At 71.4% G+C, this 13,368-nt stretch carries 14 protein-coding genes; 8 read left to right on the forward strand and 6 right to left on the reverse strand.

Annotated features, from left to right (window positions below):
- Window positions 1–26: 26 nt before the first annotated feature.
- Window positions 27–959 carry an SCO1860 family LAETG-anchored protein gene (locus ACF062_RS00380; protein ID WP_392133756.1) on the reverse strand — a complete coding sequence of 311 codons (933 nt, stop codon included), beginning with the start codon at window positions 957–959 and terminating at the stop codon, window positions 27–29.
- 347 nt (window positions 960–1,306) lie between these two features.
- The gene (locus ACF062_RS00385) at window positions 1,307–2,401 is read right to left on the reverse strand and encodes an amidohydrolase family protein (RefSeq protein ID WP_392133759.1); all 1,095 of its coding nucleotides are present in this window, start codon (window positions 2,399–2,401) and stop codon (window positions 1,307–1,309) included.
- A 142-nt stretch (window positions 2,402–2,543) separates the two neighbouring features.
- On the opposite strand from ACF062_RS00385, the gene ACF062_RS00390 reads away from it, so the two are divergent.
- The 6 genes from ACF062_RS00390 to thpD all read left to right on the forward strand — a co-directional run bounded on the left by ACF062_RS00390 (window position 2,544) and on the right by thpD (window position 8,016).
- Window positions 2,544–3,644 carry a pyridoxal-phosphate-dependent aminotransferase family protein gene (locus tag ACF062_RS00390; protein WP_392136387.1) on the forward strand — a complete coding sequence of 367 codons (1,101 nt, stop codon included), beginning with the start codon at window positions 2,544–2,546 and terminating at the stop codon, window positions 3,642–3,644.
- Between the two features lie 117 nt (window positions 3,645–3,761).
- Window positions 3,762–4,289 carry a DinB family protein gene (locus tag ACF062_RS00395; RefSeq protein ID WP_392133761.1) on the forward strand — a complete coding sequence of 176 codons (528 nt, stop codon included), beginning with the start codon at window positions 3,762–3,764 and terminating at the stop codon, window positions 4,287–4,289.
- A gap of 376 nt (window positions 4,290–4,665) precedes the next feature.
- Window positions 4,666–5,226, forward strand: coding sequence for a diaminobutyrate acetyltransferase (gene ectA / locus ACF062_RS00400; RefSeq protein ID WP_392133764.1), 561 nt, complete (start codon window positions 4,666–4,668; stop codon window positions 5,224–5,226).
- 108 nt (window positions 5,227–5,334) lie between these two features.
- Window positions 5,335–6,606 (forward strand): diaminobutyrate--2-oxoglutarate transaminase, encoded by a 1,272-nt coding sequence (gene ectB / locus ACF062_RS00405; protein WP_392133766.1) that lies wholly within the window; start codon window positions 5,335–5,337, stop codon window positions 6,604–6,606.
- A 53-nt stretch (window positions 6,607–6,659) separates the two neighbouring features.
- Entirely contained in the window at window positions 6,660–7,064 is a 405-nt protein-coding gene (locus ACF062_RS00410) for an ectoine synthase (RefSeq protein ID WP_219687406.1), read from the forward strand.
- Between the two features lie 52 nt (window positions 7,065–7,116).
- Window positions 7,117–8,016, forward strand: a complete 900-nt coding sequence (thpD, locus tag ACF062_RS00415) for an ectoine hydroxylase (RefSeq protein WP_223773918.1) — start codon at window positions 7,117–7,119, stop codon at window positions 8,014–8,016.
- A 70-nt stretch (window positions 8,017–8,086) separates the two neighbouring features.
- On the opposite strand, the gene ACF062_RS00420 is transcribed toward thpD, so the two are convergent.
- Window positions 8,087–9,148: an alkene reductase gene (locus ACF062_RS00420; RefSeq protein WP_392133769.1), complete on the reverse strand. Its 1,062-nt coding sequence runs from the start codon at window positions 9,146–9,148 to the stop codon at window positions 8,087–8,089.
- Between the two features lie 123 nt (window positions 9,149–9,271).
- On the opposite strand from ACF062_RS00420, the gene ACF062_RS00425 reads away from it, so the two are divergent.
- On the forward strand, window positions 9,272–9,796 hold the full coding sequence (locus tag ACF062_RS00425; RefSeq protein WP_392133771.1) for a MarR family winged helix-turn-helix transcriptional regulator: 525 nt from the start codon (window positions 9,272–9,274) through the stop codon (window positions 9,794–9,796).
- 16 nt (window positions 9,797–9,812) lie between these two features.
- Here ACF062_RS00425 and ACF062_RS00430 read toward each other — a convergent pair whose 3' ends face one another.
- The 3 genes from ACF062_RS00430 to ACF062_RS00440 form a co-directional block, all read right to left on the reverse strand.
- Window positions 9,813–10,877 carry an aminotransferase class V-fold PLP-dependent enzyme gene (locus ACF062_RS00430; RefSeq protein ID WP_392133774.1) on the reverse strand — a complete coding sequence of 355 codons (1,065 nt, stop codon included), beginning with the start codon at window positions 10,875–10,877 and terminating at the stop codon, window positions 9,813–9,815.
- A 20-nt stretch (window positions 10,878–10,897) separates the two neighbouring features.
- Entirely contained in the window at window positions 10,898–11,617 is a 720-nt protein-coding gene (locus ACF062_RS00435) for a DsbA family oxidoreductase (protein ID WP_392133777.1), read from the reverse strand.
- 104 nt (window positions 11,618–11,721) lie between these two features.
- Complete coding sequence (locus tag ACF062_RS00440; RefSeq protein ID WP_392133780.1) at window positions 11,722–12,105, reverse strand: winged helix-turn-helix transcriptional regulator; 384 nt, start codon at window positions 12,103–12,105, stop codon at window positions 11,722–11,724.
- A gap of 63 nt (window positions 12,106–12,168) precedes the next feature.
- On the opposite strand from ACF062_RS00440, the gene ACF062_RS00445 reads away from it, so the two are divergent.
- Window positions 12,169–13,311, forward strand: coding sequence for a Gfo/Idh/MocA family protein (locus tag ACF062_RS00445; RefSeq protein ID WP_392133783.1), 1,143 nt, complete (start codon window positions 12,169–12,171; stop codon window positions 13,309–13,311).
- Window positions 13,312–13,368 lie beyond the last annotated feature (57 nt).

Genomic DNA, 13,368 nt, shown 5'->3' on the forward strand with positions numbered 1-13,368 from the left:
CCCAGCCGAGCCCAGTCCGGCCCCGGCTATCCCCGGCCGCGTCGAGCCATGGCCACCGCACCCCCGCCCGCGGCCAGCAGCACCACCGCCCCACCCGCGACGTACGGAGTCATGGAGTTCCCCCCGGTCTCCGCGAGGCCCGCCTCAGCGGCCTCGGGCTCCGCCCCCGCGTCGACCGGCTTCTCCCGCTCCCCCTGCGGCTCCGCCCCGCCCTCCTCACGCGCCACCCCCGGCGCGGAACAGCCGGCCCCCGCCAGCGTCACCGTCCCCTCGACCTCGGCGACGTTCAGCTTCAACGGATTCACCGACACCTTGAGCTCCAGCGCGGACGCCGCAGCCGTACGCGACGTCGTACGGGTCCTGGACAGCTCCAGCCGCACCTCACCGACCCCCGGCACGATCACCTCGCTCCTCCCCCCGGCGGTCAACGTGACCTTCTTGCCGAGCACGGTCACCCCGCCCAGCAGATTCGCCTCGGCGACAGGCCGCTTGCCCGCCTCGCAGACGGCCTTGGAGGTGACCTGCTCGACCTCGATGAGGGAGAGCAGCGGCAGCCCCGGCACATGCACCTCGGCCCGCGCGATGTTGCTGTAGCCCTCCGCCCGGCCGCCCCGCACGGTCGCCTTGGCCGTGGCCACGTCCGCGCGCAGCACGCTGAACGGCTTTCCTCCGTCGACCCCGTCGAGCCGCGCCGTGAGCGCGGTCTTCTCCGCGCTCTCGGGGGCCTGGACCTCGTTGAGGGCGACCTTGAGCGGGACGTTCACGGTCTTGTTGAGCAGGGAGACGTCGAGCCCGGTCCGCAGGACGACGGCGTCGGCGCGGCCACCGCGGTCGTGGTCACCGCCGGTGGCCTGCGCGGGCCCGGCACCGGCGAGCGCCGCGGGACCGGCGGCGAGGGCGGTGGTGGCGGCGACGACGGCGAGGCGGCGCGCGGGCAGGCGGAAGGTGTTGCTGTTCAAGGTGGTGGAACCCCCACAAGAGAGACGGGCCGTCGGCGGCGCACGCCACAGGGGACATCACGTGCGCGCCGAGGGCGTCGCCCCCCATCGACGGGGGGGCGACGCGGGAATCTTTACGCACTCAGAGTGAACGGGCGGCAACCCAACGCCAGTTCACTCCAAAGGGGGATTTCCGGCCTTGCTTTCGAATCGGCGGGCACGCACGTTCCCTGGAATCACTCGCGCACCGCGGTTCCCCGCCGGACTGAGCTCCACACGGAGCCGCGTGGGAGAGAACAAACGACGCGCCGCGCCCCCACGTAACGCCCGGTCAACACCCGTCCGTATGCGAGGAGCGGGGCGCCCGCCTACCCCACGACCTTCCCATTCAGCACCACCCGCCGAGGCGCCGCCAGGACCCGTACGTCCTGCCGGGGATCCGCCTCGTACACCACGAGGTCGGCCGGGGCCCCCTCCGCCAGGCCGGGACGGCCGAGCCAGTCCCGCGCGCCCCAGGTCGTCGCGGAGAGGGCGGCCAGCGGCGGGATGCCCGCGCGGGTCAGTTCGGCGACCTCGGCGGCGACCAGGCCGTGCGGCAGGGAGCCGCCCGCGTCGGTGCCGACGAAGACAGGGATGCCCGCGTCGTACGCCGAACGCACCGTGTCATAGCGGCGGTCGTGGAGCCTGCGCATGTGGGCCGACCAGCGGGGAAACTTCTTCTCGCCACCGGCGGCAAGACCGGGGAACGTGGCGATGTTGACCAGGGTCGGGACGATCGCGACGCCCCGCTCCGCGAAGAGCGGAATCGTCTCCTCCGTCAGGCCCGTGGCGTGCTCGATGCAGTCGATGCCCGCCTCGACCAGGTCCCTCAGGGAGTCCTCGGCGAAGCAGTGGGCGGTGACGCGGGCGCCGAGCCGGTGCGCCTCGGCGATCGCCGCCTCGACGGCCTCGCGCGGCCAGCAGGCCGTCAGGTCACCGGCCTCGCGGTCGATCCAGTCACCGACGAGCTTGACCCAGCCGTCGCCGCGCCGCGCCTCCTGGGCGACGTACGCGACGAGGTCCTCGGGCTCGATCTCGTGGGCGTAGTTGCGGATGTAGCGGCGCGTGCGCGCGATGTGCCGGCCGGCTCGGATGATCTTCGGCAGGTCCTCGCGGTCGTCGATCCAGCGGGTGTCGGAGGGGGAGCCCGCGTCCCGCAGGAGCAGTGCGCCGATCTCGCGGTCGGTCAGCGCCTGCTTCTCGGCCGTGGCGGAGTCCACGGGGCCGTGCGCGTCCAGGCCGACGTGGCAGTGCGCGTCGACGAGGCCGGGCAGCACCCACCCCTCGACGGTGACCGTCCCGGCGGCCGGGGCGAGCGGCCGGTCGTACGTCACCTTGCCCCCGACGACCCACAGTTCGTCCCGTACGTCCTCGGGCCCGACGAGCACCCGCCCCTTCACGTGCAGCACCGCGTGATCACTCATGGCAGCAGCTTAGGAGGCGCTCAGGGCGGGGGGAACGGGGCGCTGGGAACGCCCGGCCCCGGGCCCCTCGGTACGCTCGTACCGCAGCCCGAACGAACTCGTGAGCGACGTGAGCGAAGTGAGCAGTGACGTGAGCAGTACCGTGACGCATCCCTTTCTGGACCTGGCGCCGCTGAGCGCCCAGCACTTCGCCGCCATCGAGGCGCGGGTGGCCGGGCTGCTGGCCACCGAGCAGGACGTCGTGATCATGCAGGGTGAGGCCCTGCTGCCCCTGGAGGGGTGCATCCGGGGCGCCGCGCGGCCCGGCACGACCGCGCTGAACGTGATCACCGGGCCGTACGGCCAGACTTTCGGGAACTGGCTGCGCGACTGCGGTGCCACGGTCATCGACCTCGCCGTGCCCTTCCACACGGCCGTCACGGCCGACCAGGTGCGCCAGGCCTTCGCGGAGCACCCGGAGATCGACTTCGTGTCGCTGGTGCACGCCGAGGCGGCGACCGGCAACACCAACCCGGTCGCGGAGATCGGCGAGGTCGTGCGCGAGCACGGCGCGCTGTTCATGCTGGACGCGGTCGCCTCGGTGGGCGCCGAGCCGCTGCTGCCGGACGCGTGGGGCGTGGACCTGTGCGTGATCGGCGCGCAGAAGGCGATGGGCGGCCCGGCGGGCGTCTCGGCGGTGTCGGTGAGCGAGCGGGCCTGGCAGCGGATCGCCGCGAACCCGCAGGCGCCCCGCCGCTCCTACCTCTCCCTCCTCGACTGGAAGGAGCGCTGGATCGACGGCGGCCGCAAGGCGCTGCTGCACGCGCCCGCCCAGCTGGAGATGCTGGCCCTCGAGGCGTGCGTGGAGCGCATCGAGACGGAGGGCCTCGACGCCCTGATGGCGCGGCACGCCACCGCCGCCGCCGCGACCCGTGCGGGCGCGCTCGCGCTCGGCGGTGGCCTTGAGCCGTACGTGTACGAGGCCGGGGACGCGGCGCCGGTCGCCACCACCCTGCGGGCGCCCTCGGGCACCGACGCCTCGGAGCTGGTCGCCAAGGCGCTGGCCGCCGACCCGGTGCTGCCGCTGGTCGCCGGGGGCGGGGCGCTGGCCAAGGAGATGATCCGGGTCAACCACTACGGCCCCGACGCCACCCGCGGTGTCGTGCACGCCTGCCTCGCGGCTCTGGGCGCCGCGATGGGCGAGGCCGGTCTCGCGGTCGACCTGGAGGCGGCGCGCCGCGCGGTGACCGACGCCTGGCGGTAGCGGCCCCTGGCCGTCCGGATCCGTACCTCGGCTCCTGGCCCCTGGCTCTTGGCTCCTGGCTCTTGGCTCGCGGGGCGCTCTTCCGCCGTGGCGCTCCCCCGTGGCACCGTGCCCGCCATGACCACGCTTCCGGACGGCCGCCGCATTCCACCCCTGACCGCCGATGAGCCGGCCATGCTGGCCGGCTGGCTCGACCTGCACCGCGCGACGCTCGCCGTGAAGTGCGCGGGCCTCGACGACGAGGAGGCGCTGCGTACGCCCGTGGAGCCGTCGACGCTCTCGCTGTTCGGCCTGGTGCAGCACCTGGCCGAGATCGAACGCAACTGGATCCAGCGGGTGTTCGCCCGGCGGGAGGTCCCGCTGCTCTACGCCGGACAGCCCGGCGGCTTCACCCTGGACCGGTCGAGGACGTTCGCCGAGGTGCTCGCGGCGTGGGAGCGCGAGGTCGCCGTCAACCGCGAGATCTGCGCGGGGCGTTCGCTGGACGAGACGGGGCGGCTCGGCGCCGAGGAGGCGGCCGTCGTGGGCGGTGACGACGAGGTCAGCCTCCGCTGGGTCCTGATGCACCTCATCGAGGAGTACGCGCGCCACAACGGGCATGCCGACCTCTTGCGGGAGCGTATCGACGGCGTGACGGGAACATGAATCGGGCGCGCAATTGCCGCACGCCATCCGCACTCCACGAGCATCATCCGCCTATTCATCCGCACATTCCATGAAGCATTCTCATGAATTCTTTATGAGCTCAGCTTCCCGTATTCTTCTGCCCGCTTTCCGAAGACCTAAACACTAAGATTTCGTCAGCACCAAAAGGCGTAATTCGGGCGGGTCTCATGCGGGTTACATCGCTGTGACGTACTCCACATCGTGTCCATTTCCTCCGCATATGACACGGTCAAATCACCCCAAAAAGCAAGTTGCTCATGCGGGCGCGCACCCCCGCGTGATAACACATGAGACGCGCTCACGTAACCCCTTCCCACGATGCAATTCAAGAAATTGCTCGGTAAATTCAATCCGCATGACCGCTGCACAAGCCGATCTACCGACCGACCTGCAAGCGAAATACCTGAAAATGCCTGAGGGGCTGCGGCTCGACAGTCCCGTCGTCGCCGACGGCGCCGCGATCTGGCGGATCGCCCGCGACTCCAAGGTGCTCGACCTCAACTCCTCGTACAGCTATCTGCTGTGGTGCCGCGACTTCGCGGCGACCTCCGTGGTGGCCCGCGGCGCCGACGGTGAGCCGGCCGGTTTCATCACCGGCTACATCCGGCCCGAGCGCCCGGACACCCTGGTGGTCTGGCAGGTGGCCGTCGACCACGGGCAGCGCGGCCGCGGCCTGGCCGGCGCCCTGCTCGACGGGCTGACCTCGAAGGTCGCCGCCGAGCGCGGACTGGCCCGCGTCGAGACCACCATCACGCCCGGCAACACCGCGTCCGAGCGCCTGTTCACCTCCTACGCGCGGCGGCACGGCGCGCAGGTCGAGCGCGAGGTCCTGTTCGACGCGGGGCTCTTCCCCGACGGCGGACACGAGCCCGAGGTGCTGTACCGCATCGGCCCCATCGGACCACTCGACTTCTGATCCGCTCGCTCCCCCCACGAGCCGGCGAGTCCCCCACGCACCACCCCCAGCCCCCCAGCCCCCCCCCCACCTCCCACGTCTTTCTTTCCATCTCCCAGGAGATCCGCTGTGACCATCACCCAGCCCGACCTGAGCGTCTTCGAGACCCTGGAGTCGGAGGTGCGCAGCTACTGCCGCGGTTGGCCTACGGTCTTCGACCGCGCGCAGGGCAGCCGCATGTTCGACGAGGACGGCCACGAGTACCTCGACTTCTTCGCCGGTGCCGGTTCGCTCAACTACGGGCACAACAACCCGGTCCTCAAACGCGCGCTCATCGACTACCTGGAGCGCGACGGTGTCGTGCACGGCCTCGACATGTCGACGTCCGCCAAGCGCGCCTTCCTGGAGTCGTTCCAGAACATCATCCTGCGCCCGCGCGACCTGCCGTACAAGGTCATGTTCCCGGGCCCGACGGGCACCAACGCCGTGGAGTCGGCGCTGAAGCTGGCCCGCAAGGTCAAGGGCCGCGAGTCGATCGTGTCGTTCACGAACGCCTTCCACGGCATGTCGCTCGGCTCCCTCGCGGTGACCGGCAACGCCTTCAAGCGGGCGGGCGCCGGTATCCCGCTGGTGCACGGCACGCCGATGCCGTTCGACAACTACCTCGACGGCCAGACGCCTGACTTCATCTGGTTCGAGCGGCTCCTCGAGGACCAGGGCTCGGGCCTCAACCAGCCCGCCGCGGTGATCGTGGAGACGGTCCAGGGCGAGGGCGGCATCAACGTGGCCCGCGTCGAGTGGCTGCGCAAGCTCGCCGAGGTCTGCGAGCGCTGGGACATGCTCCTGATCGTCGACGACATCCAGATGGGCTGCGGCCGCACCGGCGCCTTCTTCTCCTTCGAGGAGGCGGGCATCACGCCGGACATCGTGACGGTGTCGAAGTCGATCAGCGGCTACGGCATGCCCATGTCGCTCTGCCTGTTCAAGCCGGAGCTCGACGTGTGGGAGCCGGGCGAGCACAACGGCACCTTCCGCGGCAACAACCCGGCGTTCGTCACGGCCGCCGCCGCGCTTGAGACGTACTGGTCCGACGGTTCGGCGATGGAGAAGCAGACCCGTGCCCGCGGCGAGCAGGTCGAGCAGGCGCTGACCGCGATCGTCGACGAGAACCGTGCCGAGATCAAGGAGTTCCGCGGCCGCGGCCTGGTCTGGGGCATCGAGTTCCTCGACAAGGACCGGGCGAGCGCCGTGGCGAAGCGGGCCTTCGAACTGGGCCTGCTGATCGAGACCTCCGGCCCCGAGGGCGAGGTCGTCAAGCTCCTCCCGGCGCTGACGATCACCCCCGACGAGCTGGACGAGGGGCTGCGCACGCTGGCCCGCGCGGTCCGCGAGACCGCCTGAGCGAGCGACTGTCCGAGCCCCTCACACCGTAAGAGAAAAGGAACCACCACACCGTGATCGTCCGTTCGTTCAAGGACATTGAAGGCACCGACCGGCATGTGAAGGCCAAGTCGGGTACCTGGGAGAGCAAGCGCATCGTCCTCGCCAAGGAGCGCGTGGGGTTCTCCCTGCACGAGACCATCCTGTACGCGGGGACGGAGACGTCGATGTGGTACGCCAACCACATCGAGGCCGTCGTCTGCACCAAGGGCGAGGCCGAACTGACCGACGACACGACCGGCGAGAAGTACACGATCACGCCGGGCACCATGTACCTGCTCGACGGGCACGAGAAGCACACCATGCGGATCAAGGAGGACTTCCACTGCCTGTGCGTCTTCAACCCGCCCGTCACCGGTCGTGAGGACCACGACGAGAACGGCGTGTACCCGCTGCTCACGGAGCCGGACCCGGTCTGACCGCGACCTACATCCCGCACAGGGCCGTACGAGAGGAGAGGCAGGCAACACCATGACCACCGCACCCGAACGCACCATTGACCTGTACCCGACCCGAGGTGCCGAAGAGGTGCTCATCGAACGCAAGGACCCGGTGGTGTGGTCCGAGCCGGGTGCCGAAGGGCCCATCGCGGCCGGGGATCTGGCGGGGTTCGAGCGGGACGGTTTCCTGGCCATCGACCAGCTGATCACCCCGGACGAAGTCGCCGTGTACCACGGTGAGCTGGAACGGCTCATGAACGATCCGGCGATGCGCGCGGACGAGCGTTCCATCGTCGAGCCGCGCTCGCAGGAGATCCGCTCGATCTTCGAGGTGCACAAGATCAGTGAGCTCTTCGGCAAGCTGGCCGCCGACCCGCGCGTGGTGGGCCGGGCCCGGCAGATCCTCGGCTCCGACGTGTACGTCCACCAGTCCCGGATCAACGTGAAGCCGGGCTTCGGGGCCTCGGGGTTCTACTGGCACTCGGACTTCGAGACCTGGCACGCGGAGGACGGCCTGCCCAACATGCGCACCGTCTCGGTGTCGATCGCCCTGACGAAGAACCACGACACCAACGGCGGCCTCATGATCATGCCGGGGTCGCACAAGACGTTCCTCGGCTGTGCGGGCGCCACGCCGAAGGACAACTACAAGCGGTCGCTCCAGATGCAGGACGCGGGCATCCCGTCGAACGAGACGCTGACCCACCTCGCGTCCGACCACGGCATCCGCCTGTTCACCGGCGAGGCGGGCTCGGCCACGTGGTTCGACTGCAACGCCATGCACGGTTCCGGGGACAACATCACCCCGTATCCGCGGTCGAACGTCTTCATCGTCTTCAACAGCGTGGAGAACACCGCGGTCGAGCCGTTCGCGGCGCCCGTGCGCAGGCCCGAGTTCATCGGGGCGCGGGACTTCACCCCGGTCGGGTGAACTGAGGCGGGACGCGGGCCGGCCCGGCACCCCCCGTGGGCGCCGGGCCGGCCCGCGTCCCGCCCGTTCGCTACAGCGCGGGGTAGTCCGTGTAGCCCTTCTCCGTGCCGCCGTAGAAGGTCGCCGGGTCAGGCGTGTTGTACGGGCCCTCGGCCTTCAGGCGGGCCGGCAGGTCGGGGTTGGCGAGGAACAGCGCCCCGAACGCGATGACATCCGCGGTGCCGTCCTCGACGAGGGCGAGCGCGTCGTGGCTCGTGGGGCCCTCGGTCTGCGGGTTCAGGAGGAACGTCCCGCCGAAGTCCTGCCGCAGCCGGGTGGTCAGCTCGCGGATCTCGCCGACCTCCATGACGTGCAGGTACGCGAGGTCGAGCGCGGCCAGCTCCTTGACCAGGGCGGTGTACGCCGGCTCGGGATCGGGCTCGGTGATGTCGTTGAAGGGGTTGCCGGGCGAGATGCGGAAGCCGGTGCGGGCGGCGCCGATCTCGGCGGTGACGGCCTTGGCCACCTCCACGGCGAAGCGCAGGCGGTTCTCCACGGAGCCGCCCCACTCGTCGGTGCGCCGGTTGGTGCCGGGCGCGAGGAACTGGTGGATCAGGTAGCCGTTGGCGCCGTGCAGCTCGACGCCGTCGAAGCCGGCGTCCACCGCGTTCCGCGCGGCGGCGGCGAAGTCGCCGATCGTGGCGCGGATCTCGGCGTCGGTCAGCTCACGCGGGGTGACGAAGTCCTTGGGGCCCTCGGCGGTGTAGACCTGGCCCTCGGGCTGTACGGGCGAGGGGGCGACGTTGACCAGTCCGTCGGGGAGCAGGACCGGGTGGCCGATGCGGCCCGCGTGCATGAGCTGGGCGAAGATCTTGCCGCCCGCCGCGTGCACGGCGTCGGTGACCTTGCGCCAGGCGGCGACCTGCTCGGCGCTGTGCAGGCCGGGGGTGTCCGGGTATCCCTGGCCGACCACAGAAGGCTGGATGGCCTCGCTGATGATCAGGCCCGCGGAGGCCCGCTGGACGTAGTACTCAACGGTCAGGTCGGTGGGAACACCGCCCTGACCCGCACGGCTTCGGGTCATCGGGGCCATGGCTATGCGGTTGGCGAGCGGGGTGCCGGACAGGTCGATCGGGTCGAACGCGGTGGTCATCAGGGCTCCCGGGCAGGTTTTATGTGGTCGGCCAACCATCTGGCCGGGCTTCACTGTAACGCATTTCTTGGCCGACCAAGGTAATCTTTTCGGAAGACGTCCAGTGACCAGCAGGAGCACGTGATGAAGGCCGACACCCCGCAGACCGAACCGGCCGACCCCGCCTGTCCCCCGGGGCTCCCCGCGGTGGCGGAGGCGGGCCCCGTCAGCCATGCGCTCAGCCGGGTGGCACGCCTGCACCGCATCGCGGCGGGCAAGGTCCTGAAGGGGGTCGGCCTCTATCCGGGCCAGGAGTTCGTGATGATGCACCTGTGGGACGCCGGTCCGGTGCGGCAGTCCGAGCTCATCAAGGCGGTCGACCTCGACCCGTCGACGGTCACGAAGATGCTCCAGCGCCTGGAGCAGGCCGGGCACGTGCGGCGCCGCCCCGACCCGGCCGACCGCCGGGCCGTGCTCGTCGAGGCCAGCGACGCCAGCTGCGGCCTGCTGGCCCAGGTGGAGCGCGCCTGGGGTCAACTGGAAGGGCACACGCTCGCCGGTCTCGACGAAGACGAGCGCACCACACTCCTTCACCTGCTCACCCGGGTGGAGACCAACCTCTGCACGGAGACCGCGGACTGCCCGGAACGCGGGGCGGCCGGCGGCTGAACCCCGGGGGCGGCCGTCAGCCGGACAGCACGTCGAGGAGCCGGTCCACGTCCGCCTCCGTGTTGTACAGGTGGAACGACGCCCGCAGATGCCCGGCGCGGGCCGAGGTGACGACCTTGGCGCGGGCCAGCTCCGGCTGACGCCCGCCGAGGCCGGGCACTGCCACGATGGGGGACGTCCCGGGCACGGGGACGTGGCCCAGCTCCGCGAGGCCCGCGCGATACCGTGCGGCGAGGGCCGTGTCATGGGCGTGCACGGCTTCGACGCCGGCCTCCTCCAGGACCGCGAGCGCGGCCGCCGCCCCGTGATAGGCGAGAAAGGCCGGTCCCTCGTCGAACCGGCGGGCGTCCGGGGCGAGTTCGGTCAGCGGTCCGTACGTCGAGTTCCAGGTGTCGGCCGCCGCGAGCCAGCCGCCGTGCAGCGGGATCAGGGACTCCTGCGCCGCCTCGCTCACCGTGAGGAACTGCGTGCCGCGCGGGCACAGCAGCCACTTGTAGGCGCCGGTGACGGTGTAGTCGTACAGCCCCGCGTCGAACGGCAGCCAGCCCACCGCCTGCGTGGCGTCGACGAGCGTACGGGCGCCGTGCGCGGCCGCGGCCTCCCGCACCGCCGCCAGATCCGCGGTCCTGCCGTCGGCCGACTGGACGGCGGAGAAGGCGACGAGCGCGGTGCCGGGGCGCACGGATTCCGCGAGGGACTCCAGGGGCACGTGGCGCGGCCGGAGGTCGCCCCGTACGACGAAGGGGTTCACGACGGACGCGAACTCGCCCTCGGGAAGGAGGACTTCGGCGCCGGGCGGCAGCGAGGCCGCGATCAGTCCGACGTGCGTGGCGACCGAGGCGCCGGTGGCCACGCGCCCCGGATCCACGCCGACGAGCCGCGCGAAGGAGGCGCGGGCCTCGTCGACGACCTCGAAGTCCCCCGCCCCGCCGGGCCTGCCCTCGCCGAGTTCGGCGACGAGTGCGCCCACGGCCTCGCTCGCGCGGCGCGGCAGCAGACAGCAGCTCGCGGTGTTCAGATACGCCGATGTGGGCGTGAACTCGGTGCGACGGACGTCATTGATCCCCATGGTGATCGCCATGGGGTCAACTCTTATACGCCTCAGCCGCTTTGCGGAACCGCGCATCCGTCGGGGCCGCACGCGTCGCCCTCGCCGGCGTCCGCGAGGGTGGTCAGCGGTGAACGCTCGCCCCACGCCTGCTCAAGGGCCTGCGTGAAGACCTCGGCGGGCTGGGCGCCGGAGATGCCGTACTTGCGGTCGAGGACGAAGAACGGCACGCCGTTCGCGCCCAGTTCGGCGGCCTCGCGCTCGTCGGCACGGACGTCCTCGGCGTACTTGGCGGGGTCGGCGAGGACGGCACGCACCTCGTCCGCGTCAAGACCGGCCTCGACGGCGACCTCGACGACGCGCCCCTCGTCCTCGAAGACGGACCGCTCCTCGGCGAAGTTCGCGCGGTAGAGCAGGCCGATCAGCTCGTCCTGCCTGCCGCGCTCCTTGGCGAGGTGCAGGACGCGGTGCATGTCGAAGGTGCTGCCGTGGTCGCGGCCCTCGGTGAGGTAGTCGAGGCCCTCGGCCGCGGCGTTCTCCCCGAGCCGCCGCTCGCCTTCGCGGGCCTGCTCCTCGGTCATGCCGTACTTGCCCATGAGCATCGGGATGACGGGCCCAAAGTCGCCCTTGGCGCGGTTCGGGTCCAGCTCGAAGGAGCGGTGCACGACCTCGACGCCGTCACGGTGCGGGAAGGCGGCGAGGGCCTTCTCGAAGCGGGCCTTGCCCACGTAGCACCAGGGGCAGGCGATGTCGCTCCAGATCTCGACGCGCATGTGTGGCTTCTCTCCAGGTCGTGCGGTACGCGGACACGGGGGTACGCGGATGGCCGGCGCGGAGGCAGCCTCCGCTCACGGCGTCAACGTACGGGCAAAGCGGCTCATTCCCCCGCCGTGAGCTTTCCCGCGTTCGCGCGGATCCAGGTGCGCAGGTGGGCCAGCGGCTCCAGGGCGCCGCGGCCCAGGTCGGTCAGTTCGTAATCGACGCGGGGCGGGACCTCCGCGTGGACCGTGCGCAGGACCAGGCCGTGGTCCTCCAGGCGGCGCAGGGTCTGGGTGAGCGCCTTGGGGCTGACGCCCTCCAGCTTGCGGCGCAGCTCGCCGAAGCGGCACGGACCGTCCGCGAGGGCCGTGATGGCGAGGCCCGTCCATTTGTGGACGAGCAGCTCCCAGACCGCGCGGCCGGGGCAGAGCAGGCCGTAGATGTCGTGGGGCGTGTGGGGGGTCTGGGGAGAGAGGCCGGTGTACGTGGGCTGACCAGTCATGGTTCCGAAAATATAGTTACGGCCCTTGCGGGTAACCACGCGGTCCGCCTTACCGTCCCGATCATGACTTCCACCGCTGTCTCCCCCTTCGGCGCCCCCGTCCGCGTCGGCCTCGTCGGCCTGTCCGCCCGCGGCGGCTGGGCGCCCCGCTCCCACCTGCCCGCGCTGTCCGCCCTGAAGGGGTACGAACTGCGTGCCCTGTCCGCGTCGAGCGAGGCCTCCGCGCGGGCCGCGGCCGAGAAGTACGGCGTACCGCTGGCCTTCGGGTCGACCGAGGAACTCGTCCGCAGCGATCAGGTCGACCTGGTCGTGGTGAGCGTGCGCCTGCCGCTGCACCGCGAGGTGGTCCTCGCCGCGCTCGGCGCGGGCAAGGCGGTGCTCTCCGAGTGGCCGCTCGGCAACGGCCTCGCCGAGGCCGAGGAGCTGGCGGCGGCCGCGGAACGGGCGGGGGTGCGGACGTTCGTGGGGCTCCAGGCCCGGTCGGCGCCCGCCGTCCGGTACGTCCGGGAGCTGGTCGCCGACGGCTACGTGGGCAAGGTCCTTTCGACCAGTCTGGTGGCCTCGGGGCGGGGGTGGGGGCCGGTCTTCGAGCCGGGCGCCGCGTATCTGCTGGACGAGACGAACGGGGCGACCATGCTGACGATCCCCTTCGGGCACACCGTCGACGCGGTGACCATGGCGCTCGGGGAGTTCACCGAGGTCTCCGCGACCTCGGCGACGCGGCGGCCCGTCGTGCGGGAGGCGGGCACGGGACGCACCGCGCCGATGACGGCCGCCGACCAGATCGCCGTCTCGGGGCGCCTGGCGTCGGGCGCCGTCGTCTCGGCCCATTTCCGGTCGGGGCTGTCACGCGGCACGGACTTCCACTGGGAGATCAACGGCACGGAGGGGGACCTCGTCGTCACCGGCGACTCCGGCCACCTCCAGCAGGCGGCGGTGACCGTGCGCGGCGGGCGCGGCCCGGACACCGGCCTCGCGGAACTGCCCGTTCCCGAACGCCACTTCGGGGTGCCGGAGCTGGACGAGCTGCGCGGGACTCCGTCGTACGAAGTGGCGTACAACGTCGGCGCGCAGTACGCCCGGATCCTCGCCGACCTGACGCAGGGCACCGCCCACGCGCCGGACTTCGCGCACGCGGTGCGGCGCCAGCGGCTGCTGGACGCGATCGGGCGGGCGGCGGCCACGGGGGCCCGGGTGCACGTCTAGGCTCGTCCGGCCGATCACGGGCCGAGCCGGGGCCGGACCGAGGCGAGGGCCGGTGCC

Source organism: Streptomyces sp. NPDC015345, from assembly GCF_043078805.1.
In the GTDB taxonomy this organism is placed as follows: Bacteria; Actinomycetota; Actinomycetes; order Streptomycetales; family Streptomycetaceae; genus Streptomyces.

What these genes read in the sequence shown, in the direction of transcription:
- ACF062_RS00385 (WP_392133759.1), bottom strand. Translation starts at nt 2,401, where the DNA reads ATGAGTGATCACGCGGTGCTGCACGTGAAGGGGCGGGTGCTCGTCGGG.
- ACF062_RS00395 (WP_392133761.1), top strand. Translation starts at nt 3,762, where the DNA reads ATGACCACGCTTCCGGACGGCCGCCGCATTCCACCCCTGACCGCCGAT.
- ectA (WP_392133764.1), top strand. Translation starts at nt 4,666, where the DNA reads ATGACCGCTGCACAAGCCGATCTACCGACCGACCTGCAAGCGAAATAC.
- thpD (WP_223773918.1), top strand. Translation starts at nt 7,117, where the DNA reads ATGACCACCGCACCCGAACGCACCATTGACCTGTACCCGACCCGAGGT.
- ACF062_RS00420 (WP_392133769.1), bottom strand. Translation starts at nt 9,148, where the DNA reads ATGACCACCGCGTTCGACCCGATCGACCTGTCCGGCACCCCGCTCGCC.
- ACF062_RS00425 (WP_392133771.1), top strand. Translation starts at nt 9,272, where the DNA reads ATGAAGGCCGACACCCCGCAGACCGAACCGGCCGACCCCGCCTGTCCC.
- ACF062_RS00430 (WP_392133774.1), bottom strand. Translation starts at nt 10,877, where the DNA reads ATGGCGATCACCATGGGGATCAATGACGTCCGTCGCACCGAGTTCACG.
- ACF062_RS00435 (WP_392133777.1), bottom strand. Translation starts at nt 11,617, where the DNA reads ATGCGCGTCGAGATCTGGAGCGACATCGCCTGCCCCTGGTGCTACGTG.
- ACF062_RS00440 (WP_392133780.1), bottom strand. Translation starts at nt 12,105, where the DNA reads ATGACTGGTCAGCCCACGTACACCGGCCTCTCTCCCCAGACCCCCCAC.
- ACF062_RS00445 (WP_392133783.1), top strand. Translation starts at nt 12,169, where the DNA reads ATGACTTCCACCGCTGTCTCCCCCTTCGGCGCCCCCGTCCGCGTCGGC.